Here is a 25838-nt window from a genome sequence, read left to right as displayed (position 1 = left end):
ATTCTTTTTTCGAGTCCATAACTGTGATATTATAGCACAGAAAGCATATAAAAAACACCTTTGAGTTTTTCCCTTAAGGAGGAAAAGTCCGATGAAATCGATTAAATGGGTATTCGTCCTATATTCAATCCTTGCTATTTTAGCGATGGCTTCTATTGGTATAGCTGTTTCATTCCGCAGTGTTCCTTTTGTCATTCTTGCAATTTTAGCACTTGCTGTAGTAATGGGCCTTGGTTTTAAAACTAAAAAAGAGTACCGAGAAAAAGGATTACTCGATTAAAAAAAGCTGCCGACTTTGGCAGCTTTTTCTATGAAATTAAATAATCTTTAACGAGTTCCTCGAATAAAGCAGGATTAGCAATAATGAACGGCTGTTTTTTCAACAGATCAAATTCCCCGCCACCAAGCGTTCCACAAAGTGCTCCCACTTCGTTTGCAATGACCATTCCACCTGCTACGTCCCATGCTGAAAGACGCATCGAGAAGTACGCATCCAACCTTCCTGTGACGACATAGCTAATCTCAAGTGCAGCTGACCCATAAGATCTTGTACCACGAACACGTTTGATAAGCTTCGCGACTTGGTGATGGTCAATGTGACGGTTTGGTGCTACCCAAGAAGCATTGACGCCTAGTAAACTATCTTCAAATTCTACATTTTTTAACTGAGGCAAGAGAACTCCATTTTGATAAGCACCTTGGCCACGAATGGCTGAAATCAGTTCACCTGTCATCACCTGATAGATATAGCCGAGTTCGCCTACTCCGTCTTTATAGATACCAACCGTTATACAAAAATTGCGCTGTTGATTAATAAAATTTGTTGTTCCATCGATAGGATCTACAATCCAAACGTAGCCGTCCCAATCTGTAATGGTATCACCAAATCCTTCTTCACCAAGTAAACGGTGTTCAGGTAAAGCTTCACTCACTTCTTTCACAAAAAATTGTTCTGTCTCCATGTCAATATTGGTGACAAGATCTGAAGGAGAACTTTTTTCAGTGATTGTCATTTCTTTATGTAGTGATTGCTTGATGCGTTCTCCTGCTCGAATGATGATGTCTTGAGCAAGTGCATCTAGCTGGGATAAATTCATTTGTTCTCCACCTCCTGTACGTGGTTTTAGTGTAACAAAAAAAGCACCCTCTGGCATTAAAGTTGCAGTGGGTGCTTTACGTTATTAAGCTCTTCATTAGGTCGATAACTCCTTCAGTTCATTTGTGATTTCGAAAAGTCGGTGTTTTACGCCTTCTATCTCTTTTTTGTCTTGTCTCTCGATAGCATCATGCAAGGAAGCTAAGAAATAATCAAGATCTAGCTCTAGCATTTGCTTTCTCTGTTTGTCTATCTCATCTTTTCGAACAATGTGAATGACTTGGCGCATTGTAAGTCCCCCTTTCTGTCGAATACTTGTTACAAGATTTTTACCCGGATGTCATATAAACTAAACCTAGAGGAAAGGAGTTTTTTCATGAGTTATTGGACAAAAAAAGATTTCAACGTATTTAAAAAAGAAGGACTCGAGGCTAGAATGGAGGGACTTGAGACACATATTCGACCGAAATTTCATGAGCTAGGGGCTCATTTTTCGGATGAACTTGCTGCAAAGCTTGGTCACGAAATGTTTCCACATGTCGCCAAGCATGCACGCAGAACGGTCAATCCACCTAAAGATAGTTGGGTAGCCTTTGCACCTTATAAGCGCGGCTACAAAGCATTGCCACACTTTCAAATCGGATTATGGGAAAGTCACCTCTTTGTCATTCTCGCTGTGATTTATGAAGCGCCGACTAAATCGGCAATTGCGGATCGTCTCGGTAAAAAAACGTCTTTGATTACATCCTTGCCGAGCGATTTCTTGATTGCAGGTGACCACATGAAACCAGATGCTGAACCGATTACAAAACCCACGACGAGTCACTATTTGACACGTCTTCGCACAATAAAAAAAGGCGAGCTCGTCATCGGACGTCACCTAAACGTCGATGAAGCAGCTGCCCTGTCGAAAAAAGAGTTTTATCAGTTTGTCGATGAAACATTTGAGGAGTTACTTCCACTCTATCGTGAAATGACTTCACTGAACTAAACGGCTTGTGCCGTTTAGTTCTTTTTCATGATTTTAATTTTTTCTTGCCCTTCTTTTGCAGCTTTCACCACTGGGTATGCAGCATACCCACTCACTCCCTCAAACTCTCGGAATGAAGTTTTTTCTTCAGCGATTGAACGCACCACTTCTTTGAAGCGTTTATAGTGTGTCATCACAGTATCACGCGTTGTCCCTTTTTCGTAAGCTGCCTCGACGACTTGATAAAACTCGATCACAGCAACGATTTCTTCTGTCGTCCAGTCGAATTCCAGCGGATAGCTATACTCATTTGCCATCAGTTACACCATCTTTCTTTTACATCATTGATTTGTTTCGAAATACGCTCAAAAAGTTCTTCGACGGATGGCACATCATCAATTAAGCCAACCGCTTGTCCCGCCCAGCCAAAGCCTTCATGCGCATGTCCTTCGTATATAAACTTTTTATTTGCTTCCCCACTAATATAGTTTTTAAGAGCTTCATATTCTGGCGTCTCACTCTCAATAGCAAGGATGCGCTCTGTCCATTCAGATTTCAAGGCACGTGCCGGCGCACCGATACTACGCTTTATAACGACCGTGTCTTGCTCACCCGCTGTGAGAATCGCTTGTTTATAAGTTTCTGATGCATGCACACATTCTTTTGTTGCAATAAAGCGTGTTCCCATCTCCACACCTTCTGCACCAAGTGCCAAGGCTGACATAATTCCATATCCATCCGCGATTCCGCCTGAAGCGATTACAGGTATATGAACCGAATCTGTCACTTTACGAATTAGTATTTGAGTAGAAACGTCATCGCGTCCAAGATGCCCTCCCCCTTCTTGCCCAACGACCATTACGGCATCTGCACCTAATTCTTGCGCTTTCACTGCTTGCCGAACAGCCGCTACTAGAACGAGCTTCTTAACAGGGACATCTCGTAACATGTCAAATAGTGGCGCAGGATTTCCTCCTGTCATGGTCACTACAGGAACCTCTTCATCAATTGCTACTTGTAGCATATGCTCAAACGGACGTCCGTGCTGCCCGATTGCGTAGTTTACGCCAAATGGTTTGTCCGTCAACTCACGAACGCGCTTAATCTCTGCTCGTAACTCTTCCGGCCCCGGCAAGCTCATGGCCGTGATTTGTCCGAGTCCACCAGCATTTGAAACGGCAGCACATAAATCGGAATAGGCAAGGTAGGCAAGCCCCCCTTGAATGATTGGAAATTCAATCCCTAGCAATTCTGTAACACGTGTTTTCATCTCTATCCCTCCCTCTTTCAGTCTATCAATTTTTTACTTTCTTTAGTAGCATGGAAATGCTATACTTCACTTGTTTTCTATTTCAACAATAAAGGTGGTTAGCACGTTGTCACAATTAGAAACTCCCCTGTTCGATGCTCTTCTCAAGCACCGTAACAGGCATCCGATTCAGTTCCACATTCCTGGTCATAAAAAAGGACAAGGAATTGACCCGGCATTTCGAGAGTTCGTTGGCGATAATGTATTGTCGATCGATTTGATTAATATTGCCCCTCTGGATGATCTTCATTCTCCTAAAGGTGCCATTAAAGATGCCCAACATTTAGCCGCAGAAGCGTTTGGTGCTGACGCCACATTTTTCTCTGTTCAAGGGACAAGTGGTGCCATCATGACAATGATATTAACAATTTGTGGACCGGGAGATAAGTTATTAGTTCCTCGTAATGTTCACAAATCCATTATGTCTGCAATTGTATTTGCAGGCGCAATTCCAGTCTTTATTCATCCAGAAGTCGATACGGAACTGGGAATCTCTCACGGGATTTCTGCAGAATCTGTAGAACGCGCTCTAGATGCACACCCTGATGCTAGTGGCTTACTCGTCATTAACCCGACATATTTTGGATTTGCAGCGGATTTAAAGCGCATTGTCGATCTGGCTCATTCTCGTGATATTCCGGTCGTTGTTGATGAAGCACACGGCGTTCACATTCACTTCCACAATAAACTCCCGATTTCTGCAATGGAAGCTGGAGCCGACATGGCTGCGACATCTGTTCATAAATTAGGTGGTTCGATGACCCAAACATCTGTGTTGAACGTTCGTGAAGGACTTGTGTCATCAAAACGTGTTCAATCGATATTATCGATGTTAACAACAACATCTACTTCCTATCCACTGCTGGCGTCTTTAGATACGGCAAGACGTCAACTTGCGATTCATGGATATGATTTGATTGATCAAGCGATTAAGATTTCTAAAGATGCACGAAAACGTATTAATTCTATCCCTCACTTGTACTGTGCAGGAGTCGAGAAGTTACGCACATCAGCAACTTATGATATGGACCCTACTAAAATCTTGATCAGTGTAAAAGATTTGGGTATCACGGGCTACGATGCAGAAAAATGGCTGCGTGAAAAAGCGAACATCGAAGTTGAGCTTTCCGACTTGTATAACATTTTGTGTTTGATCACACTTGGTGACTCACGCAAAGAGGTCAATTTGTTGATCAATGCTTTGATACGTATGTCTGCTGCATTTGAGTCAGACGCTGAAATTAAAGAAACAGAAGTAACTTTGCCAGAAATTCCGGCTCTTGCGATGTCTCCGCGTGATGCATTTTATGCAAAAACAGAAACAATGAAGTTATCAGAAGCGGCAGGACGCATTTCTGCAGAGTTTGTAATGGTGTACCCACCAGGTATTCCAATATTCATTCCAGGGGAAATCATTACGCAAGATAATATCGACTATATCGCAATGAATATTGAAGCAGGTTTACCGGTTCAAGGGCCGGAAGACGATACGCTTGAGATGATTCATGTGATTAAAGAGACGAAAGCGATTTTTTAGATTTAGATGTGGAGAACGCCGCTTTAGAAACTCCGAGGAAATCCGGCTTGCCCGTGAAGGCGCTCTCCGGCCTTTGCGGGTGAGGCGGATTCCGGAGCGTGTTTCTGGCGTTCGGAACTCGATTCCAGTTAGATGTGGAGCCGACTGTTCAGAAATTGTGCGAGATGACAGTGTGGACCGTGAAGCGCTCTTTGCTTCATGGGCCGCGATGGCTTCTTGCGGGATTTCTAGGAGGCGTAACTCGATTCCAGTTAGATGTGGAGCCGACTGTTCAGAAATTGTACAAAGTAAAACGTTGAGTTCCACTGCGGGGCTGCTTTCCGTGGGCGCTGCGTGAGCTTCCTCGTCGCAAGCTCCTGAGGGATCTCACGGCAGACTATAATCCCACTGGAGTCAGCCCCTCCATTCCAGTCAACTTTAGATTTAGAAGCGAAGAACGCCGGCATACACAGATTTTGGTGTATGCTCGTTTTTTGTTGGTGGACTGAGCGGTCGTTCTTCTACCGAAACCATACTTTCTTCTACCGAAACTGAGATTTATTATACCCAAATCCACATTTCTTCTACCGAAGTCATATTATGGAAACTAATTGTTAGATGTGGAGCCGACTGTTTAGAAATTGTGCGAGATGACAGCGTGGACTGTGAAGCGCTCTTTGCTTCATGGGCCGCGATGGCTTCTTGCGGGATTTCTAGGAGGCGCAACTCGATTTCATTCAGAGTCGAAACTCCTTTAAAACGTTGAGTTCCACTGCGGGGCTGCTTTCCGTGGGCGCTGCGTGAGCTTCCTCGTCGCAGGCTCCTGCGGGATCTCACGGCAGACTGTAATCCCACTGGAGTCAGCCCCTCCATTCCACTCAACTTTAGATTTAGACGTGGAGAACGCCGCCACGAAAAAAAACCAGCATTCCTCACTCAATTTGAGAAATGCTGGTTTTAATTTTATTCCACACCTTGAATTTCATCCGGGTCTACAAACCCGTAACCCTTCTCCTGAAGGCCCGTTACAATCTGCTCTAGCGCCCCTGCCGTCCATTCCCGATCATGCATCAATAAGTTTGCACCGTTCGTTAAGTACGGTGTATTGACCATAATATCTGCAAGTGCGGAAGCTTCCATGTAGTCTTTCTCCCAATCATATCCGTACGTCCAATTCATCAATAACATGCCTTCTTGCTTCACTAGCTCACGGCTAAAGTCTGTATTGACCCCAAAAGGTGCTCGGAAGAATTGTGGTTTCTCTCCCAACACGTCTTCGATGGTGTCATTTAATGCAAGAATTTCTTGTTGTTGCTGTTCTTCCGAGCTGTTTTTCAAATTTGGATGAGTTTGTGTATGGTTGCCGATAGCAAATCCAAGTTCATGAATTTTCTTTAACTTTTCTTTTTCTTCATCCGTATCTAAAAAGTGGCCATTTACAAAAAAGATGGCAGGTACTTCAAGTTGGGCAAGGGTTTCTGCCATTTCAAGACTATATGTATCCGGTGCGTCATCAATTGTAAGAAGTACTACTTTTTCTTCCGCTTGCTCAATAGGTACCAACGTCCAGTTTGCTTCATTCAATTTGTACAACGGTTCAGCAGCAACGGGCTCGACCACGTCTTCTTCGCCCCCTACTTCTTCAACTTCCTCCACCTCTTCAGGTTCCTCTGGCTTGACTTCCTGAGCGGGCTCTTGAAATTCAGGTTCTGCCGTCTGTTCATCACTACAAGCTGCAAGTAATAATCCAAGTGCAGCAACGCCGATCAGCTGTTTTTTCATAGATGACACACCCTTTCTGTAGCCAGTATACCAAAAAACCCTACCTTTTCAGGTAGGGTTTAGGAAATTATTTGCTTAAGATGTGGATAGGGTGACCCATTACAACTTCAGCAGCTTCCATTGAAATCTCACCAAGCGTTGGGTGAGCATGGATTGTCATAGCGATGTCTTCCACCGTCATGCCTGCTTCAATTGCTAGACCAAGTTCAGCGATCATGTCTGATGCACCTTGACCTACAATTTGAGCACCAAGTAGTAATCCGTCTTCTTTACGTGAAACAAGTTTCACGAAGCCATCTGTTGCATCAAGAGCAAGTGCACGACCGTTTGCGCCGAATGGGAATTTCCCAGCGTTCACTTCGTACCCTTCCGCTTTTGCTTGTTCTTCAGAAAGACCAACTGTTGCCAATTCTGGATCTGTGAAACATACAGCTGGGATTGCAAGGTAATCCACAACTGATTTTTCTCCAGCGATTGCTTCAGCAGCCACTTTACCCTCGTAAGAAGCTTTGTGTGCAAGTTGAGGACCTGCCACGATATCACCGATTGCATAGATATTGTCTACACTTGTACGGCACTGCTCATCTACTTCGATCAAACCACGCTCACCGAATTTGATGCCGATTTCTTCAAGACCGATTTCATCCGTGTTTGGACGACGACCAACAGTTACTAAAGCATAGTCAGCTTCGATTGTTTTTTCTTCTCCGCCAACTTCATAAGTAACTTTTACGCCAGTATCTGTCTCTTCAACACCTTTAGCAGACGCCTTTACCGCTACTTCGACTCCTTTTTTCTTAAGAGCTTTTTTCACGATTTGTGTCATTTGTTTTTCAAAACCAGCTAAGATGTCGTTTCCACCTTCGATGATTGTTACTTCAGAACCTAGGTTTGCATAAGCAGTTCCTAATTCTGTCCCAATGTATCCACCACCGATTACTACTAACTTACCAGGTACCTCATCAAGTGCTAATGCACCTGTTGAGTTAATCACACGTTTTGAATATTTGAAAGTCGGAATTTCAACTGGACGTGAGCCTGTTGCAATGATTGCATGTTTGAATTTGTAAGTTTGCGCGCTGTCTTCTTTCATGATGCGCACAGTGTTTGCATCGACAAAGTAAGCTTCACCGTCTACAACTTCAACACCATTGCCTTTTAATAGACCAGAAACACCGTTTGTTAATTTCTTAACTACGCTGTTTTTGAACTCCTGTGCTTTAGAGAAATCAATTTTCACTTCAGAAGCAGTGATACCCATGTTATCTGAGTGTTTCGCTTGTTCAAAGCGGTGACCTACAGAAATCAACGCCTTTGAAGGAATACAACCAAAATTTAGACATACGCCACCGATGTGCTCTTTTTCAACAACTGTTACTTTTTGTCCTGTTTGTGCTGCACGAATGGCTGCAACATAACCACCAGGGCCTGATCCAACGACCAGTGTATCTACTTCGATTGGGAAATCTCCTACTACCATAGTTTTTACGCCTCCATTAATAGATGTTCTGGGTTACCCAGTAATCGTTTGATGTGATTCAGCGCATGTTGGGCAGTTGCACCATCCACCATACGGTGATCAAAGCTCAATGATAATGCTAACACAGGTGCAGCTACAATTTCACCATTTTTAATGACAGGCTTCTCAGAAATTCGACCAATTCCTAAAATTGCTACCTCAGGATGGTTGATAACTGGTGTAAACCATTGGCCTCCAGCTGATCCGATATTTGTAATCGAGCATGAAGCACCTTTCATTTCTTGTGGGCTTAATTTGCCGTCACGTGCTTTCGTCGCAAGTGTGTTGATTTCATCTGAAATCGCAAACATCGATTTACGGTCTGCATTTTTAATAACTGGAACCAGTAGACCCTTTTCAGTATCTGCTGCGATTCCAATATTGTAATAGTGTTTGTGTACAATTTCTTGTGCATCATCATCGTAAGAAACGTTCAACGCTGGGAATTCACGAAGCGTGCTTACCAATGCTTTTACGACATATGGTAGGTACGTCAACTTAATTTCTTTTTCAGCAGCGATTTCTTTAAACTTCTTACGGTGTGCAACTAGTTCTGTCACATCTACTTCATCCATAAGCGTTACGTGAGGAGCGGTATGCTTCGAGTGAACCATTGCTTTCGCGATAGCTTTACGGATTCCAGAGATTTTCTCACGCGTTTCTGGGAATTCACCTTCAGAAACTTGTGGAGTAGATTTTTTAGGTGCTTCTTCTTTAGCAGTTTCAGTCGCAGCTTCCGTCTCTGCAGCTGGTCCTGAAGCTTCAGCTTTAGGTGATTGATCCCCATTCATGAAGTCTTCAATATCTTCTTTCATGATTCGACCATTTTTCCCACTGCCTGAAACTTCACTAATTTCCACACCGTTATCACGAGCGAATTTGCGTACAGAAGGCATTGCAATGATGCGCTCAGAACCTTTTGGTTTCTCTTTTTGCTCAACAGGTTCTGGCTGCTCTTTCGTTTCTTGTTTTTCAGTTTCTTTCGATTCAGCTGCAGGCGCTTTGTCTACGTCTTGTCCTGCTTCTGCAGTTGCTTGCACCTGTTCTTCAGTTTTAGAAGGTGCGTCCTCTTTATCGTCGCCTTTAAACTTCAAGTCTTCATAACCAGGAGCGTCAATTCGAACAAGTACGTCACCTACAACGGCAACCGTCCCTTCTTCAACCAACACTTCTTCGACTTTCCCTTTAACAGGTGAAGGAATTTCAACGACAGCTTTGTCGTTTTGTACTTCACATAGAATATCGTCTTCGTTGATTTCGTCGCCAGCTTTTACGAACCATTTAACGATTTCTCCCTCATGGATACCTTCTCCAATATCTGGTAAGCGGAATTCAAATGCCACTACGCGTCATCCTTTCTTAATTAAAATTCAAGTACTTTCTTAGCCGTTGCTACTACGTCTTTATAGTTTGGTAACCAAACAGTCTCAGCTTGAGAGAATGGATACACTGTATCTGGAGCAGTTACGCGGAGCACAGGTGCGTCTAGGCTTAAAATCGCACGTTCTGTGATCTCAGCTACAACATTTGCAGCAATCCCTGCTTGTTTTTGTGCTTCTTGAACAACCATAGCGCGATTTGTTTTTTCAACAGAAGCGATAATCGTTTCGATATCTAATGGTTGCACTGTTCGTAAGTCAATGACCTCAGCAGACTTGCCATCTTTTTCTAACTCGTCAGCTGCTTTTAAGGCTTCATGGACCATTGCACCATAAGCAATAATTGTAATATCAGTACCTTCGCGCTTTACATCTGCTTTTCCAAGTGGAATTGTGTACGATTCTTCCGGCACTTCTCCTCGGAATGAACGATACAATTTCATGTGCTCTAAGAAAATAACTGGATCGTTGTCACGGATTGAAGAAATCAAAAGTCCTTTTGCATCATATGGCGTTGAAGGGATGACAACTTTTACACCTGGTGTTGACGTCATAAGCAACTCTAAGCTATCTGCGTGCATTTCAGGTGTGTGAACGCCTCCACCGAATGGAGAACGAATTGTTACAGGTGCATGGAAACTTCCACCTGTGCGGAAACGCATACGCGCAAGCTGTCCACTGATTGAATCCATCACTTCAAATACGAACCCGAAGAATTGAATTTCTGGAACTGGACGGAATCCTGTCATAGCTAGTCCGACTGCAAGTCCACCAATACCAGACTCTGCTAGTGGCGTGTCAAATACGCGATCTACACCGAATTCTTTTTGGAGTCCTTCAGTCGCACGGAATACCCCACCATTTACGCCAACGTCTTCTCCAAATACTAGAACGTTTTCGTCATCTTTTAATTCACAACGCAATGCGTCTGTGATTGCTTGAATCATGGTCATTTGTGCCATTGTTTAGTTCGACTCCTTTTCTGTGTAGTACGCTTTTTGCTCGTCTAAATTATATGGGTTTTCATCATACATAATATCGATCAAATCTGTAACTTTTTGTTTTGGAGCAGCATCTGCTTTCTTAACTGCTTCTTTAATTTCTTCTTTTGCACGTTCGATTACTTCGTTTTCTTTTTCTTCCGTCCAAAGACCTTTGTTTATCAAGAATGTGCGGAAGCGGATAAGTGGATCACGTTTTTCCCACTCAGAATCCGTTTCAGATGTACGGTAACGAGTTGGGTCATCCCCAGCCATCGTATGTGGGCCATAACGGTAGCAAAGTGCCTCAATAAATGTTGGGCCTTCACCTGCAATCGCGCGCTCACGTGCTTGTTTTGTTACAGCATAGACAGCTAATGCATCCATACCATCCACTAAAATAGAAGGAAGACCAGCAGCTACACCTTTTTGAGCAATTGTCTTCGCAGCTGTTTGTAGAGAGCGTGGTGTTGAAATTGCAAATTGGTTGTTTTGCACAAAGAAGATTGCTGGCACTTTGTATGCTCCAGCAAAGTTTAGGCCTTCGTAGAAATCACCTTGAGAAGATCCACCATCACCTGTGTAAGTTACAGCGACAGCCTTTTGACCTTTCTTCTGGAAGCCCATTGCCACACCCGCAGCTTGGATGTATTGTGCACCAATAATAATTTGTGGTGGGAATACATTTACGCCTTCAGGAATTTGGTTCCCCATGAAGTGACCACGGCTGAATAAAAATGCTTGGTAAAGTGGTAGACCGTGCCATACGATTTGAGGTACGTCACGATATCCAGGTAAAATAAAATCTTCTTTTTCTAGAGCAAATTGAGATGCAAGTTGAGATGCTTCTTGTCCAGCAGTAGGTGCGTAGAAGCCAAGACGCCCTTGACGGTTCAAAGAAATCGAGCGTTGGTCTAATATACGTGTGTAGACCATACGAGACATCAACTCGACTAATTGTTCGTCTGATAAGTCAGGCATTAAATCTTCATTGACTACATTTCCTTCTTCGTCTAAAACTTGTACCATTTCGAATTTCTCTTCGATCTCATGAAGTACGTTTACTGGATCGAAATGATTGTTTTTGCTTTCCGCCATAAAACAACTCTCCTTTTAGTCTGTATTAAAATAAAATCACTTCCGAGTAATACACGTCAGTATCAATCCCTAGTATAGCCCACCTAAATAGCGTGGTCAATCGTTTGAACCGATACAAAAAAGTTCGAAAAAAATAAATAATAGTTGTCTGTATCAGTCACAAATTCAATCTGTATTATATCAGATTGAGACTGTGAAGTTATTTATATAACACAAAAGCAGCCCCAAAAAAGAGCTGCTTTTCATTTCTATCTATTCTTATTCCTCATTTTGCAATGATTCAAACACTTCATCTGTAGTTTGGTTAAATTGTTCTGTCTGTTCATTCATTGCAGTGACGTGTGTTTGCACCACTTCATTTTGTGCATTCACCTGCTGCACAAGATCGCGAATTTGATCAATCGCTACATCTTCTCTAGCCATTTCCGTATACAAATTCTCTTGTAAAGCAAGTAACTTCTCATATTCAGCATATAATTGTTCGTATGTAGCATATCGTGCATCATAAGCTTCGTCAATTTGAGTCACATAGGATTGATTCTCTTCCGGGATATCTAATGTGCTGAAATCACTTGCTTCTAAAGCTGCATCAATAGATTGCTTCTCAGTCGATAAAAGGTCTCTTCTTTCTGCAACAAGTGCAGAGAGTTCTTCAAGCTTTTCTGTAAGTTCATCTGTTTGTTCTTGTTCAAGTGCCAATACTTCTTCAAAAAGTGCGTATTCTTTTTGCTCAGCTTCATTTAAAGGGTCTTGTACAGAGCGATACTCTTCCTCTGCCGTATGCATTTGTTGTAGTACTTCTGAAAGTTGTTGCTCTGTTGAATCCCCGAATGTACACCCAGCTAATAACAAAGCACTAACTGATACTAACCCTACCCATTTTTTCATTTTACGACCTCCATTACTTCCATCACTATACCGATTTACCCAATTATTTTCAATAAGAACATTGACTTAGAATTTGGTATACTCTAGGTTAGAAAGGATTGATTTCTATGATTACTATGAACGAAATTATAAGAGATGGCCACCCCACTCTACGACAAAAAGCTAAAGAGGTTCCATTTCCACTTTCAAACGAGCATAAACGATTGGCAGACGACCTCTTAAATTACGTGATCATGAGCCAAGACAGCGAGTTGTCTGAAAAATATGGGTTGCGACCGGGAATCGGACTTGCCGCACCACAGGTGAATCGTCCAGTAAGAATGTTTGCTCTTCACATACAGGAAAATGACGAATTACTTAGCGAAGTGTTTATTAATCCTAAAATTAAAAGTCATTCCATCGAGAAGACCTATATTACATCAGGAGAAGGCTGTCTATCTGTCGATGAGGAAATCGAAGGGTATGTTCCTCGTTATGCACGCATCACAGTGACAGGTACTGATCGTGAAGGCAATGTGATGACATTCAGACTAAAAGGATTAAAAGCAATCGCTTTCCAACATGAACTGGATCATTTAAACGGCATTATGTTTTATGATCATATTAATAAGGAAAATCCCTATGAGCAGGTGCCCAATTCTGTACCGTATGAGAGAAAACCAAAAGAAATAGATAATTACGAGTGAATTATTTGACTTTTCCGAATAAATACTTTACTATGTTGTACTTTTCGCTTATAATGAATAAGTAAGGAGTGAGTACAATGTTGAAACGTTTACGACGGAAAATGCTCAAACGTCTCGGCGAAATTCTCGGTAAAAAAACAGTTGCCTAACCTTTACCCCTCTAGAATTTTTTTAGAGGGGTTTTCTTTATTTTCAAAGTTGCACATGCTAAGATAAAGAGAATTGTAATGAATCTGAACGTAAAAGAGGAGAATAAACATGATTTTCAAAGTAATGTACCAAGAAAACGCAACACAAGTTCCAGTCCGCGAAAACACAAAATGTCTATACGTAGAGGCAGAATCAGAACGAGAAGTGCGTGCTAAGCTTAGCGAACGTCCAATTATGATCGAGTTCGTACAACTACTTGAAGGTGCGCATTTGGCGTACGAGCAAGCTAGTGAGAACTACAAGGTTGAAGAATAATATATGAAATTTGTACGAAATGATCAAACAGCTGTTTTCGCTCTAGGCGGACTAGGGGAAATCGGAAAAAATACGTATGCTGTTCAATTTCAAGATGAGATTATCGTAATCGATGCAGGTATCAAGTTCCCAGAAGACGATTTATTGGGAATTGATTATGTCATTCCTGATTACACATATCTTGTGCGTAACCAAGATAAAATCAAAGGACTCTTTATCACCCATGGTCATGAAGATCATATTGGTGGTATTCCCTATTTGTTAAAGCAAGTGAACATGCCAGTTTATGGCGGTAAACTTGCATTAGGCCTTCTTCGCAATAAATTAGAAGAGCATGGTATCTTACGCCAAACAAAAATGACGGAAATCTCGGAAGAAGATGTTATTAAATTCCGAAAGACTTCTGTATCGTTTTATTTAACTACACACAGTATCCCAGATGCTTATGGTTTAGTTGTAAAAACTCCTTCTGGAAATATTGTACATACGGGTGATTTCAAATTTGACTTCACACCAGTAGGAGAACCTGCCAATTTAACAAAGATGGCTGAAATTGGGAAAGAAGGCGTTCTATGCTTACTTTCTGATTCAACAAATGCTGAGGTTCCAAACTTTACAATGTCTGAACGTAAAGTTGGAGAAAGTATGGACAGTATTTTCCGTAAAGTGGATACACGCATCATCTTTGCTACTTTTGCTTCTAATATCCATAGACTTCAACAAGTAACAGATGCAGCAGTTCGCTACGGTAGAAAAATTGCAGTATTTGGTCGGAGTATGGACAATGCAATCACTATTGGTCGTGAACTCGGCTATATCACAGCCCCAAAAGAAACATTTGTTGATACGAACACACTGAACCGCTTACCGGCGAATGAAGTGCTAATTCTCTGTACTGGTTCTCAAGGCGAACCAATGGCTGCCTTATCTCGTATCGCAAACGGTACACACCGCCAGATCCAGATTCAACCAGGAGATACAGTCATCTTCTCGTCTTCCCCAATTCCGGGGAACCGTGGAAGCGTCAATCGTACCATCAACTTGTTGTACCGTGCTGGTGCTGAAGTAATTCATGGTTCATTGAACAATATCCACACGTCTGGTCACGGTTCACAAGAAGAACAAAAACTAATGCTTCGTTTAATGAAACCGAAATTCTTTATGCCGATTCACGGGGAATACCGTATGTTGAAACTTCACAGTGAATTAGCTGTGGACTGTGACATTCCAGAAGAAAATACATTCATTATGGAAAATGGAGATGTACTCGCTTTAACAGCAGAGGAAGCTTCTGTTGCAGGACGAGTTCCTTCAGGGGATGTGTATATCGATGGAAGTGGCATCGGAGACATTGGAAACATTGTCCTTCGTGACCGTCGAGTCCTTTCTGAAGAAGGATTGGTCATCGTTGTTGTGACTGCAGATATGAAGAAAAAACGTATTGTTTCAGGGCCTGATTTGATTTCTCGAGGATTCGTCTATATGCGAGAGTCAGGCATGATGATCAATGAGGCGCAACAGATGCTCAATCGCCATCTTCGTAGCCTTGCTAAAGAAAATCCTGAAGGTTGGGATGATTTGAAGTCTGAAATCAGCAATGTACTCGGACCACATTTGTATGATAAAACAAAACGTAAACCAATGATTCTTCCAGTTATTATGGAAATTTAATAAAAACAGTGATTTGTCCACTTGCGACAAATCACTGTTTTTTTAGTTAAATACTTTCTTTTCAAATCGATTGATATCCACATCTGCACCAATAATGATAAGAATATCATTTACCTGTAAAAATTCATCCGCTTGTGGGGAAACAATAATAGAGTCCCCTCTTTTGATGGCAACGATGTTAATTCCATATTTTGCACGGATATCTAAATCAATTAACGTGTTCCCAGCAAGTTTAGAGTTCACAATAAGCTCCATAATAGAGTGTTCATCAGATAGCTCTAAATAATCTAGCACGTTATTCGATAAAATGTTGTTGGCAATTCGAATTCCCATATCACGCTCGGGATGCACTACATTATCTGCACCGATCTTAACGAGAACTTTTTCATGATAATTATTTTGTGCCTTCACTGTGATTTTTTTTACACCTAACTCTTTTAACATCAACGTAGTTAAAATACTTGATTGGATATTGTCTCCAATTGCCACAATCACATGATCAAAGTTGCGAATCCCTAAAGACTTCAACACTGCCTCATCTGTCGTGTCGGCTACTACAGCTTGTGTAGCTATCGGTGCAAACTCATCCACACGCTCACTTTCGATATCAATGGCCATTACATCGGCACCTTGTTCGATTAATTCTTTGACTATACTCCCACCAAAACGACCTAGTCCAATGACTACAAATTCTTTTTTCATTATGCTCCCCACTTCCTCAATCGAGCTAAATACATCATACATCAAAAACTTTCGTTATCGAAAGAAATTTATGATAAAATGAACCTTAATCTTTGTCAATATGGAGGTAACGCCGTGTCAAACGCACCCATCATTCGTTTCGAAAATGTTAGTAAATCATATGGAACGAACGAACCTGTTTTACATACAATTAATTTTGAGTTAGAACGTGGAAAGTTCTACACATTATTAGGTCCATCTGGTTGCGGTAAGACAACCATCCTACGTCTGATTGCTGGCTTTATTCAGCCCTCGTCTGGAGATATCTATTTAAATGAAAAGAAAATCAATGACGTTCCAGCAAACAATCGTCAGGTCAACACTGTTTTTCAAGATTATGCGCTCTTCCCTCACTTGAATGTATTCGAAAATATTGCATTTGGTCTTCGAATCAAAAAACTAAAAGCAGCAGAAATCGATACAAAAGTTAAAGAAGCTTTAAAGTTCGTCAATCTCGAGGGCTACGAAAAACGCGAAATCAGTGAGATGTCAGGTGGCCAGCGTCAACGTGTTGCTATCGCGCGTGCGATTGTTAACGATCCAGAAATCATCTTACTTGATGAACCATTATCCGCACTTGACTTGAAATTACGCACAGAGATGCAATATGAGCTACGTGAATTGCAACAACGTCTAGGCAAAACATTTATTTTTGTTACACATGATCAAGAAGAAGCCCTTGCAATGTCCGATGAGATTTTCGTAATGAGTCAAGGTCAAATTATTCAAAGTGGTACTCCTCTCGACATCTATGACGAGCCAATCAATCGATTTGTTGCCGACTTTATTGGAGAATCAAATATAGTCGAAGGTATTATGATTGCCGATTATCGTGTTCAAATTGGAACGAAAGAGTTCGAGTGCGTCGATAAAGGCTTAACTCCTGGTGAGAAAGTTGATGTTGTCATTCGTCCTGAAGATTTGGAAATCAAAGCTGTCGATCAAGGAAAGATGAATGTTCGTGTGGATACACAACTGTTCCGCGGTGTTCACTATGAGCTCTCGACTTATGATCAAGATGGAAACGAGTGGCTCGTACACTCCACTCGAAAAGCAGAGGTCGGCTCGACAATTGGACTCGACTTTGATCCAGAAGCAATCCACATTATGCGTTTGAATGAATCTGAAGAAGACTTTGATCGACGCCTTGAATCCTACGAGGTAGCTGCCAATGGAAACTAAGTCACGTACATTTTTGATGGTCCCCTACTATTTATGGATGGTCTTATTTGTAGTAGCACCAATTGTTTTAGTCGGCTATTACTCTTTCTTTGATATCCAAGGGAACTTCACATTAGAGAATTATCAAAACTTCTTTACAGGCACTTATCTATCACTTACTTTGAGCTCATTTTGGTACGCCTTTTTAATCACGGTTTTCACGCTTCTGATTGCTTACCCTACTGCATACTGGATTACGAAAACAAAACAAAAGCAATTATGGCTTTTATTAATTATCATTCCTTCTTGGATCAATTTATTATTGAAGACCTATGCATTCATTGGGATTTTCGGAATGAACGGTTCTATCAACAATTTCTTATCATTTTTAGGATTGGAGCGTCAACAAATCCTATATACCGATTTTAGTTTCATCTTTGTATCGGTCTATATTTTCATTCCTTTTATGATTCTACCAATATTTAATGCGCTCGATAAATTGAATCCAGCTCTGTTAGATGCATCCCGTGATTTAGGTGCTAGTCAATGGGTTACATTCCGCAAAGTCATTTGGCCACTTGCGCTTGGTGGAGTAAAAGCAGGAATTCAAGCGACATTCATTCCTGCCCTCTCACTGTTTATGATTACGCGGCTTATTGCTGGAAACAAAGTAATCACGCTCGGTACCGCAATTGAACAACAATTCCTAGTAACTCAAAACTGGGGAATGGGTTCAACGATTGCCGTCTTCTTAATTGTCTTTATGGTCATTATTATGGTTCTTACCGGTGACCGTGAGAAAGGAGTGAATCAGCGTGGGAACTACTAGTAAGCTCGCAAAAGTCTATTTAGCACTGGTGTTTGTGATTTTATATGCACCTATTTTCTATTTAATATTCTATTCGTTTAATAGTGCTGGAAACATGTCGAATTTTGAAGGATTTACTTGGGAACACTATGCTGCTGTTTTCCAAGATACGCGTTTACTAAGCATTGTCGTCAATACAATTATTGTCGCTTTGTTATCCGCACTGATATCTACTGCAATTGGGGTAGTTGGCGCAGTTGGAATCGTTTATATCACGAATAAACGCCTTCGCCAGTCGCTTTTATCACTTAATAATGTATTAATTGTTAGCCCAGATGTTATTATTGGTGCTTCTTTCTTGATTCTTTTCACGATGATTGGCGTTCGTTTAGGATTCGCATCGGTTTTAATTTCTCATATTGCATTCAGTGTACCGATTGTCGTAATTATGGTGTTGCCTAAGCTACAAGAAATGAGTTCTACTCTTGTCGATGCTGCACGTGATTTAGGTGCTACTCGTCGTGATGTCTTCACACGGGTCATCATTCCGTACATTCGTCCAGGTATTTTCGCAGGCTTTTTCTTAGCCCTCACCTATTCACTAGACGATTTTGCTGTGACATTCTTTGTTACTGGAAATGGGTTTGCTACACTTTCTGTAGAAATTTATTCTATGGCTCGCGCGGGAATTACTTTAACGATTAATGCATTATCTGGACTATTGTTTATCGTGACGCTCATTCTTGTCCTTGGCTATTACTTTGTTGTGAATCGGGCAAAAACGCCATTCCAAACGGGGGTGCCAAAATGAAATCATTACTCCAAATAACAGGAGTCTTACTAGTAGCCGTAGCTGTCCTGATTTATATCAACAGTCAGTTAACGGATACATCTAGTCGAGCAAGTAGTGGTACCATTACTGTTTTCAACTGGGGAGAATATATCGATCCGGAGCTGGTCACTCAATTTGAAGAAGAAACTGGAATTCGAGTGATTTATGAAACATTTGATTCAAACGAAGCTATGCTTACAAAAATTCAGCAAGGTGGCACACGTTACGACATTGCTGTACCTTCTGAATACATGATTGAAAAAATGAAAGAAGAAGACCTTCTCCTTCCGATTGATCAATCAAAGATTCCGAACCTCGAGAATATTGATCCTTACTTTTTAGATTTACCATTTGATCCTGGAAATCAGTACTCCATTCCATATTTCTGGGGAACAGTTGGGATTGCATTTAACCCGACACTATTAGATGGTCAAACATTTGAGAGTTGGAGTGATTTATGGTCACCAGAACTTGAACAACAAGTCATCTTAGTCGATGGTGCCCGAGAAGTGATGGGCATGGGGCTGAATACACTTGGCTACTCATTGAACTCAACAGACGAACAAGAGCTTCGACAAGCAACCGATCGACTGAAAGAACTCGGACCTAATGTAAAAGCAATCATCGGGGATGAAATCGTTGAAACGATGCGTCGTGGCGAAGCTGCAATTGCTCTTGTCTGGTCTGGTCAAGCAGCAGATATTATGTATGTGAACGAAGATATCGATTACAGCGTTCCACAAGAAGGGTCTAATTTATGGTTTGATAACATGATCATTCCGAAAACAGCTGGAAATGTGGAAGGCGCTCATGCATTCATTAATTTTATGCTAGATGCAGAAATAGCTGCGCAAAATGCAGACTATGTAGGGTATTCTACTCCAAACTTGCCTGCGCTTGATTTGATGGACCCAGAAATAACAGGCGATACACGCTTCTACCCAACAGAGGACATGCGCGAAGAACTTGAGGTTTATCGTAATCTAGGCCCTGTCATGCTTGGAAAATACAATGAGTATTTCTTAGAATTTAAAATGAGTATGAATCGTAACTAATTCTCTGTCCCCTTCCTACACGAAGGGGGCTTTTTTTGAGTCACGAAATTTTCGCAATGCGATGTCCTATGCTATACTTTCGCTATATAGAATCACAGGAAAGCAGGAATATATATGAAGAAAAATCCATTTGTCATTTACCTCTTAATGTTTAATATGTTTATCATAATGGCAGGTATTGGATTGATTGTACCGATTATGCCACGCTATCTCGAAACGTTCGGAGCTGCTGGACAGGCGCTTGGACTGATTATTGCAGCGTTTGCATTTGCTCAATTTGTGTTTTCACCTATCGCTGGAGACCTCTCCGATAAATATGGACGAAAAAAATTAATCGTCATCGGTCTAGCTCTCTTTGGTTTCTCTCAGTTATGGTTTGGAATTGCTACACATGAATGGATGCTTTATGCTGCACGTTTCATTAGTGGGATTGGTGGAGCCTTCCTGATTCCACCTACAATGGCGTTTGTAGCAGATATCACAACATATGAAGAACGAGGAAAAGGTATGGGCTACATTGGTGCAGCGATGAGTTTAGGATTTATGATTGGACCAGGAATCGGTGGCCTATTCTCAGCAATAAGTCTAAACTTCCCGTTCTATGTTTCAGCGGGAACCGCGATTGTTGCCATGATAGTTTCATTATTCGTATTACCTGACATCCGTAATAAAGAAGTAGCGGCGCCAGACAAAAAACGCGAAAATATCGTACAACAAATGAGACGATCTTTTCATACTCCATATTTCGTCATGTTGCTCATCATCTTCGTATTTTCATTTGGTATTGCGAATTTCCAAGCAACGTTTGCTCTTTACATGAATTACAAATTTGACTTCACGCCAGAGCAAATCGCAATTGTTCTGACTGCTGGTGGATTTGTCGGTGTTGTCATTCAAATGTTCTTAATTGATCGTCTATTCAAGCGCTTTGGTGAAATGACAATTATTTTAAGTAGCCTGGCATTTGCTGCTGTAACACTCTATGGCATGTTATTTGTGAATCAATTCTTCAGTATTTTATTGGTCGCTACATTATTCTCAATTGCTGTAACTTTAATTCGACCAGCTGTTAACACGGTCGTTTCGAAACTTGCAGGAGCCGAGCAAGGATTTGCAGCGGGTATGAACAATGCTTATATGAGTCTTGGTAATATGGTAGGTCCAGCGTTAGCGGGAATTTTATTTGATTTTGATTACAATTTACCGTTCACTGTCGGTGCCATCGTCTTGTTAGGTACATTCTTTATGACGTATATTTGGATGAAGAAAAAAGACATCAATCTGCAAGCAACACAAACAGAGCATGGTCCCCTTTAAAAGGTACCATGCTCTTTTTCATTGCTTGCCATCTCAACAAAACTTGCAACTTGAGGAAGTTCGAATGCGGCCTCATAGCCAATCAACCATGTGTCGCGCGTCAATTCAAATGCTGGATCTTCATGATTGAGTGGGATTTTATTGATTTGATCATAATCTGATAAGGTAATAGATGGCAAAATCGCATAGCCCAAACCATTTAGTGCCATTTGTTTACACGTTTCGATTTGGTCGACTACAATTTGTTGTTTAGGTGTCATAGAAAAGTTTTTTTGCCACCATTGCTGAATTTCTTGGTAATAGCTCGAATCACTTTTAAATTGGATAAATGGTTTATTGGATTTTTTTACTTCCTCCAGTGATGTCATGTCCTGGTCGACTAAATAAAGAGTATCTTTGAATAGATGAATCTTTTTCCCTTTCCATTCTGTTTGCCCACGTACAATTCCAATATGTGCTTCACCCTCAACAAGTGAACGAACAATTTCTGAACTCCACCCGGTGTGAAGAGAGATTTTGGCTTCTGGATACGTTTGAACATATTTTTTCAACACCGTTGGGAGCCAGTTTTGGCCCACAATCGACGCACATGCTATTTTTAGCGTTCCGTGCACTTTTGACGACAACAACTGAACTTGTTCCATCGCCAATTCTTTCTTTTGCAATACATCTTGACTAAATGCGACTACAATTTCTCCAGAGGGTGTGAGCATTAACCCTTTTTGAGAACGAATGAAGAGTTGTGTTCCCCACTCTTTTTCGATATTTTGCAAACGAAGTGAAAGTGCTGGCTGTGTTAGAAACAGCTTTTCAGCGGCTCTGCGCATGTTCTGCTCTTTTGAAAGGATAGAAATGATTTCATAATCGGAATACACACACATTCCTCCTTAATTTGACATATAAAAAGACCCTATGCAGGGTCTTTTGGCTATTCTAATGACAAATACAATTGTTTTTTTAATTGTTTCATAACCACACGTCGCGTCATAATACCAAGGAAAGTATCTTCATCGTCAACAACACAAACATACGGATGATTAATCAACAAATCTAGTGCACGTTGAAATGTATCACGTTCATAGATTTTGACAAAATCCCGTGTCATGACATCGTCTACTTTTAATGTCTCTAGCCGCTCGTATTCAATCCGGTCTAGACCTAATATTTCATCTGTAATTTGTTGAACACTTATCATACCATGCATCCGATATCTCATATCAAGTACAGGTATAGATGAATAGCCAGTCTTGGTCAGAACAAGCAAAGCGTGCTCTGTGTTATTGCCGATTTGGACATGTGCTACTTTATCAGATGGAATAATGAAGTCTTTGATCGGCAGCTTAAGAAAATCTCTAGAGCTAACTGATAGCATTTCGATCTACTCCTTTTTTCTGCTCTTTCATCATATCACAGAAAAAAATGGAATACGAAACATTCGTCAAAATGGATGGCTATTTAACCATTGCCCACCGTCTAATGTCACTATCTCCCCATTCATATACTCCGCTTTATCGGATAAAATAAAGTTCGCAAGCTCTGCAATTTCTTCAGGTTTTCCTAAACGACCTAGTGGAACAGATTTTAACGTGCGCTGGGCAGCTTCTTCTGACTCCCACAACTTGTCCGCTCCACCAGTCCGCTCAATGGGCCCAGGTGCAATTCCATTGACGCGTATGCCGTACTTTGTCCCCCATTCAACAGCCAATGTACGCGTGAGTGACATGACTCCCGCTTTGGCTGCCGCGGAGTGAATAACACCTGCACCTGCTCCCCATGCGTATGTAGCTAACATATTTAAGATAGACCCTTTTTTATTGTTTTCAATCCAGTAATTTCCGACAGCATGCGAACAGTAGAAGGTTCCATTCAAAACGATATCAATAACAGCTTTCCACCCATTTGGACTTAATTTCTCAGCAGCTACCCAAAAGTTACCGGCCGCATTATTTACTAGCCCGTCGACACTCCCAAATCGCTCTACTGTGAACGCCACCATAGCTTTTGCATGCTCAGGATCCCGCACATCCATCTGGAAACTATCAATTTCTCCAATAGATGAGAATTCGTCTTTCACTCCATTTAAACGTTCTAAATCTCTGCCTGTAATAACTACATTGTGCCCTTCTTGAAGCAGTTTTTGCGCCATATATTTCCCCATACCCGATGAGCCACCAGTAATGATAAACGTTTTCCCCATATCTACCCCTCCAAATTGAATGAATATTCACTCATAATTCTACAGGAGAATGTAAAAGCTTGCCACTATTTTCTGGTATACTGAAAATAGGAGGTGGTTTTCACATGAAGTTATCCAAGGACCAACAAGTACAGATTGCCCAAGCACTCTATATTGTCAACCGACATGCTAAAACAGCCCAAGACAAAAAACCACTTTATCAACTAAAGCAAAACGTAGTGAATAAACTTTTACATCAAAAGTATGCAAAAAAGGAAGGCTTACATTTTTCCGAGAATCCTAAGAATAGCAAACAGCACTCTACAACATTAGTCTCATTTGCTAACTATTTATTTCATATACCATCCAGTGCAGATGATAAATTACTTCCTCATCTCGGTAAATTGGACTTTACTTACCAAAATCCAGATGTGAAGATGAGTCTCTTTCAAGCAAAACAAATACTTATAGAGTATGTAGGTACCCCTTCGACCACTTCAAAACGTAGTCCTTCTGAAAAAAAATTGCCGTTGCCTTTCAAATTAACACCTTCTCCTTCAGAATATCGACGTACTCAAAAAAATCCATTCAAAAAATAAAACAGTTCCTTCTCTTTAGAGTTAATCAAAGAGAAGGGACTGTTTTTTTTACCACTGTGTTTTGTAGTATCGAATAATTGCTTGAGTGCCTTCCTCTTCGAACCCTTGCTCAATCAGCTCGTCATAAATAGACTTAGCGCGCGCAAGTCCAGGCAGATCTATATTCATACGAGAGGCTTCATCTAAAGCGATGCCCATATCTTTGACAAAATGTTTGATGTAAAATCCTGGTGCATAATCTTCAGCTATCATTTTTGGACCTAAGTTTGTTAATGACCAAGAACCTGCTGCTCCTTGCGTAATCGATTCAAGTACTTTAGAAAGGTTAAGGCCTGCCTTCTTTCCGTATGAAAGGGACTCACAAACCGCAATCATAGTAGAAGCAATGGCGATTTGGTTACACATCTTTGTATGTTGTCCTGCGCCGGGCTCCCCATGATACACAATATTCTTGCCAAATAACTCGAAGACTGGCAATAGATCCATCACCGTCTTTTCATCTCCACCAATCATAATGGAGAGCACACCATCACGCGCTCCAATATCTCCGCCTGAAACAGGTGCATCTATTACTGTAAATCCTTTTTCTTCGCCGACTTTTGCCAACTCTTCAGCAAGTTGAGGTGTAGACGTTGTCAGATCTATAAAGGTAGTAGCTTTAGCGGATTCAAATAATCCATTTTTTTCTTTATAAACTTGTTCGACATCTTTCGGATACCCAACCATTGTAAATACAATTTCGGATTGGTTTGCAACTTCTACGGGCGTTGCATACCAGGCCGCGCCTAACTCGATAAGTTCATCTGCTTTTGATTTTGTTCGTGTATAAATATGTAAGGTATGTCCTGCCTTTAGTAAATGCTTGCAAATGCTTGCTCCCATTACACCCGTTCCAATAAACCCTATATTCATCATAAGTCCCCTTTCAACCAACGTATTTCTTTAAGTATACACTACAAAAAAAGAGAACCATTCAATTGCTTGAATGATTCTAAAAAGGGGGAAATGAGAATGTTGCTGTGTTCTTTACTAGTATTTCCACAGAGCGTATGTATTAAACCTATTTTTCAAGATTTTTTTTAAATTCTTTATAGTATTCATTAATGAGTTGATCTAATTCTTCACTTAGTCGAATAGTAGATTCATCAGTTAGACCTTTTTCAGATGCACATTGAATCATGTCCTGTCTGACTTTTTCCATTCGTGTCATTAACCCATTTGTCATTGTGCACCTCCCATCCACTTTTTAACAGTGTACACTATTTGGAAATCAGATTTCAATTAAGTTCTCTGCATTTCACTCCAAATAAATTTCACTTTACCTCCAGGATACGCTGTACCAATAAAATGTTTGAAATCTGGACGCTGAACTAACTGTTCACGTAGTTTTAAAAATTCATCTTTCGATAGGATTACTTCCTTCAATTCTCCTGATTTTAACTGCTCAAAACGTTTCATACTACACCTCTTGACTTATTTTTAGAGTTTTCCCTTTACGTAGCCTTCTGTTTAAGGCAAACTGTGAGTATAGAGAAGGGGGATTTTTAGTTGAAAATTGCTGAAGTTGGAAACATCATAGAATTTAAAGATGGATTACAAGGAATCGTTGAAAAAGTGAATGAAAATTCTGTTATTGTTGACTTAACGTTCATGGAGAACTTTGATGAACTTGAAATGGAAGAAAAAACAGTCATAAACCATAAACGTTACAAAATCATTCACGGCTCCGAAGATCAATAAACCGCCTGACCATTATGGTTTTGCGGTTTTCTTTCTTCCTATACTTATGA

General features: G+C 40.9%; 30 protein-coding genes. 13 read left to right on the top strand and 17 right to left on the bottom strand.

All coding sequences use genetic code 11. The annotated features are described in order from the left end of the window. Positions 1 to 91 precede the first annotated feature (91 nt). Positions 92 to 280 (top strand): YlaF family protein, encoded by a 189-nt coding sequence (locus JOD03_RS00905; RefSeq protein WP_204588937.1) that lies wholly within the window; start codon positions 92 to 94, stop codon positions 278 to 280. Between the two features lie 28 nt (positions 281 to 308). Here the strand turns inward: JOD03_RS00905 and JOD03_RS00900 are convergent, their stop codons facing one another. Together JOD03_RS00900 and JOD03_RS00895 are read right to left on the bottom strand one after the other, a co-directional pair. Beyond that, positions 309 to 1097 (bottom strand): inositol monophosphatase family protein, encoded by a 789-nt coding sequence (locus tag JOD03_RS00900; RefSeq protein WP_204588936.1) that lies wholly within the window; start codon positions 1095 to 1097, stop codon positions 309 to 311. Positions 1098 to 1193: 96 nt separating this feature from the next. Then, positions 1194 to 1385, bottom strand: coding sequence for a hypothetical protein (locus JOD03_RS00895; protein WP_204588935.1), 192 nt, complete (start codon positions 1383 to 1385; stop codon positions 1194 to 1196). Between the two features lie 87 nt (positions 1386 to 1472). Here JOD03_RS00895 and JOD03_RS00890 point away from each other — a divergent pair, with 87 nt between their 5' ends. Continuing rightward, complete coding sequence (locus JOD03_RS00890) at positions 1473 to 2087, top strand: YktB family protein (RefSeq protein ID WP_204588934.1); 615 nt, start codon at positions 1473 to 1475, stop codon at positions 2085 to 2087. A 14-nt stretch (positions 2088 to 2101) separates the two neighbouring features. Here the strand turns inward: JOD03_RS00890 and JOD03_RS00885 are convergent, their stop codons facing one another. Both JOD03_RS00885 and JOD03_RS00880 read right to left on the bottom strand, forming a co-directional pair. Further along, positions 2102 to 2383: a UPF0223 family protein gene (locus tag JOD03_RS00885; RefSeq protein ID WP_204588933.1), complete on the bottom strand. Its 282-nt coding sequence runs from the start codon at positions 2381 to 2383 to the stop codon at positions 2102 to 2104. Then, positions 2383 to 3342, bottom strand: a complete 960-nt coding sequence (locus JOD03_RS00880; protein WP_204589363.1) for a nitronate monooxygenase — start codon at positions 3340 to 3342, stop codon at positions 2383 to 2385. Before JOD03_RS00880 ends, JOD03_RS00885 begins: the two co-directional genes overlap by 1 nt. A gap of 100 nt (positions 3343 to 3442) precedes the next feature. On the opposite strand from JOD03_RS00880, the gene JOD03_RS00875 reads away from it, so the two are divergent. After that, on the top strand, positions 3443 to 4912 hold the full coding sequence (locus JOD03_RS00875; protein WP_204588932.1) for an aminotransferase class I/II-fold pyridoxal phosphate-dependent enzyme: 1470 nt from the start codon (positions 3443 to 3445) through the stop codon (positions 4910 to 4912). 942 nt (positions 4913 to 5854) lie between these two features. Here JOD03_RS00875 and JOD03_RS00870 read toward each other — a convergent pair. The 6 genes from JOD03_RS00870 to JOD03_RS00845 form a co-directional block, all read right to left on the bottom strand. Further along, the gene (locus tag JOD03_RS00870) at positions 5855 to 6673 is read right to left on the bottom strand and encodes a polysaccharide deacetylase family protein (RefSeq protein ID WP_204588931.1); all 819 of its coding nucleotides are present in this window, start codon (positions 6671 to 6673) and stop codon (positions 5855 to 5857) included. A 67-nt stretch (positions 6674 to 6740) separates the two neighbouring features. Then, the gene (gene lpdA, locus JOD03_RS00865; RefSeq protein ID WP_204588930.1) at positions 6741 to 8153 is read right to left on the bottom strand and encodes a dihydrolipoyl dehydrogenase; all 1413 of its coding nucleotides are present in this window, start codon (positions 8151 to 8153) and stop codon (positions 6741 to 6743) included. 5 nt (positions 8154 to 8158) lie between these two features. Next, positions 8159 to 9535 (bottom strand): 2-oxo acid dehydrogenase subunit E2, encoded by a 1377-nt coding sequence (locus tag JOD03_RS00860; RefSeq protein ID WP_204588929.1) that lies wholly within the window; start codon positions 9533 to 9535, stop codon positions 8159 to 8161. 20 nt (positions 9536 to 9555) lie between these two features. Continuing rightward, positions 9556 to 10533, bottom strand: a complete 978-nt coding sequence (locus JOD03_RS00855; RefSeq protein ID WP_204588928.1) for an alpha-ketoacid dehydrogenase subunit beta — start codon at positions 10531 to 10533, stop codon at positions 9556 to 9558. Between the two features lie 3 nt (positions 10534 to 10536). Then, complete coding sequence (gene pdhA, locus JOD03_RS00850) at positions 10537 to 11649, bottom strand: pyruvate dehydrogenase (acetyl-transferring) E1 component subunit alpha (protein ID WP_204588927.1); 1113 nt, start codon at positions 11647 to 11649, stop codon at positions 10537 to 10539. A gap of 258 nt (positions 11650 to 11907) precedes the next feature. Then, positions 11908 to 12537 (bottom strand): YkyA family protein, encoded by a 630-nt coding sequence (locus JOD03_RS00845; protein ID WP_204588926.1) that lies wholly within the window; start codon positions 12535 to 12537, stop codon positions 11908 to 11910. 107 nt (positions 12538 to 12644) lie between these two features. Between JOD03_RS00845 and def the strand changes: the two genes are divergently transcribed. The 3 genes from def to rnjA all read left to right on the top strand — a co-directional run bounded on the left by def (position 12645) and on the right by rnjA (position 15359). Then, positions 12645 to 13223: a peptide deformylase gene (def, locus tag JOD03_RS00840; protein WP_204588925.1), complete on the top strand. Its 579-nt coding sequence runs from the start codon at positions 12645 to 12647 to the stop codon at positions 13221 to 13223. A gap of 258 nt (positions 13224 to 13481) precedes the next feature. After that, positions 13482 to 13688: a DNA-dependent RNA polymerase subunit epsilon gene (locus JOD03_RS00835; protein WP_204588924.1), complete on the top strand. Its 207-nt coding sequence runs from the start codon at positions 13482 to 13484 to the stop codon at positions 13686 to 13688. A gap of 3 nt (positions 13689 to 13691) precedes the next feature. Beyond that, positions 13692 to 15359, top strand: a complete 1668-nt coding sequence (gene rnjA, locus JOD03_RS00830; protein WP_204588923.1) for a ribonuclease J1 — start codon at positions 13692 to 13694, stop codon at positions 15357 to 15359. Positions 15360 to 15401: 42 nt separating this feature from the next. Here rnjA and JOD03_RS00825 read toward each other — a convergent pair whose 3' ends face one another. Then, entirely contained in the window at positions 15402 to 16061 is a 660-nt protein-coding gene (locus JOD03_RS00825; RefSeq protein WP_204588922.1) for a potassium channel family protein, read from the bottom strand. Between the two features lie 114 nt (positions 16062 to 16175). On the opposite strand from JOD03_RS00825, the gene JOD03_RS00820 reads away from it, so the two are divergent. The 5 genes from JOD03_RS00820 to JOD03_RS00800 all read left to right on the top strand — a co-directional run bounded on the left by JOD03_RS00820 (position 16176) and on the right by JOD03_RS00800 (position 21273). Next, positions 16176 to 17282, top strand: coding sequence for a polyamine ABC transporter ATP-binding protein (locus JOD03_RS00820; protein ID WP_204588921.1), 1107 nt, complete (start codon positions 16176 to 16178; stop codon positions 17280 to 17282). Further along, positions 17272 to 18090, top strand: a complete 819-nt coding sequence (locus JOD03_RS00815; protein WP_204588920.1) for an ABC transporter permease — start codon at positions 17272 to 17274, stop codon at positions 18088 to 18090. Before JOD03_RS00820 ends, JOD03_RS00815 begins: the two co-directional genes overlap by 11 nt. Then, complete coding sequence (locus JOD03_RS00810) at positions 18077 to 18880, top strand: ABC transporter permease subunit (RefSeq protein ID WP_204588919.1); 804 nt, start codon at positions 18077 to 18079, stop codon at positions 18878 to 18880. The genes JOD03_RS00815 and JOD03_RS00810 overlap by 14 nt, the downstream gene beginning before the upstream one ends. Beyond that, positions 18877 to 19956, top strand: a complete 1080-nt coding sequence (locus JOD03_RS00805; protein WP_204588918.1) for an ABC transporter substrate-binding protein — start codon at positions 18877 to 18879, stop codon at positions 19954 to 19956. Before JOD03_RS00810 ends, JOD03_RS00805 begins: the two co-directional genes overlap by 4 nt. Before the next feature lie 114 nt (positions 19957 to 20070). Next, positions 20071 to 21273 carry an MFS transporter gene (locus tag JOD03_RS00800; protein ID WP_204588917.1) on the top strand — a complete coding sequence of 401 codons (1203 nt, stop codon included), beginning with the start codon at positions 20071 to 20073 and terminating at the stop codon, positions 21271 to 21273. Here JOD03_RS00800 and JOD03_RS00795 read toward each other — a convergent pair. From JOD03_RS00795 to fadH, 3 genes are all read right to left on the bottom strand, one after another. Then, the gene (locus JOD03_RS00795; protein WP_338032414.1) at positions 21270 to 22148 is read right to left on the bottom strand and encodes a LysR family transcriptional regulator; all 879 of its coding nucleotides are present in this window, start codon (positions 22146 to 22148) and stop codon (positions 21270 to 21272) included. The two genes, JOD03_RS00800 and JOD03_RS00795, sit on opposite strands and share 4 nt — an antisense overlap. A 53-nt stretch (positions 22149 to 22201) precedes the next feature. Continuing rightward, a complete protein-coding gene (gene cbpB, locus JOD03_RS00790; RefSeq protein ID WP_204588915.1) occupies positions 22202 to 22645 on the bottom strand; it encodes a cyclic-di-AMP-binding protein CbpB in 444 nt (147 codons plus the stop codon). 66 nt (positions 22646 to 22711) lie between these two features. After that, positions 22712 to 23470 (bottom strand): 2,4-dienoyl-CoA reductase, encoded by a 759-nt coding sequence (fadH, locus tag JOD03_RS00785; protein WP_204588914.1) that lies wholly within the window; start codon positions 23468 to 23470, stop codon positions 22712 to 22714. Positions 23471 to 23574: 104 nt separating this feature from the next. On the opposite strand from fadH, the gene JOD03_RS00780 reads away from it, so the two are divergent. Further along, on the top strand, positions 23575 to 24048 hold the full coding sequence (locus JOD03_RS00780; RefSeq protein WP_204588913.1) for a YkyB family protein: 474 nt from the start codon (positions 23575 to 23577) through the stop codon (positions 24046 to 24048). Between the two features lie 48 nt (positions 24049 to 24096). On the opposite strand, the gene JOD03_RS00775 is transcribed toward JOD03_RS00780, so the two are convergent. From JOD03_RS00775 to JOD03_RS00765, 3 genes are all read right to left on the bottom strand, one after another. Beyond that, positions 24097 to 24963 carry an NAD(P)-dependent oxidoreductase gene (locus JOD03_RS00775; RefSeq protein ID WP_204588912.1) on the bottom strand — a complete coding sequence of 289 codons (867 nt, stop codon included), beginning with the start codon at positions 24961 to 24963 and terminating at the stop codon, positions 24097 to 24099. 145 nt (positions 24964 to 25108) lie between these two features. Further along, positions 25109 to 25273, bottom strand: a complete 165-nt coding sequence (locus JOD03_RS00770) for an aspartyl-phosphate phosphatase Spo0E family protein (protein ID WP_204588911.1) — start codon at positions 25271 to 25273, stop codon at positions 25109 to 25111. A gap of 56 nt (positions 25274 to 25329) precedes the next feature. Next, complete coding sequence (locus tag JOD03_RS00765; protein ID WP_204588910.1) at positions 25330 to 25506, bottom strand: abortive phage infection protein; 177 nt, start codon at positions 25504 to 25506, stop codon at positions 25330 to 25332. A gap of 90 nt (positions 25507 to 25596) precedes the next feature. On the opposite strand from JOD03_RS00765, the gene JOD03_RS00760 reads away from it, so the two are divergent. Further along, positions 25597 to 25788: a YkvS family protein gene (locus JOD03_RS00760; protein WP_204588909.1), complete on the top strand. Its 192-nt coding sequence runs from the start codon at positions 25597 to 25599 to the stop codon at positions 25786 to 25788. Positions 25789 to 25838 lie beyond the last annotated feature (50 nt).

The sequence above is a fragment of the Chryseomicrobium aureum genome (genome assembly GCF_016909155.1).
GTDB lineage: Bacteria > Bacillota > Bacilli > Bacillales_A > Planococcaceae > Chryseomicrobium > Chryseomicrobium aureum.
Note: the sequence above shows the minus strand (reverse complement) of the source record. Positions and strands in the feature narration are given on the sequence as shown.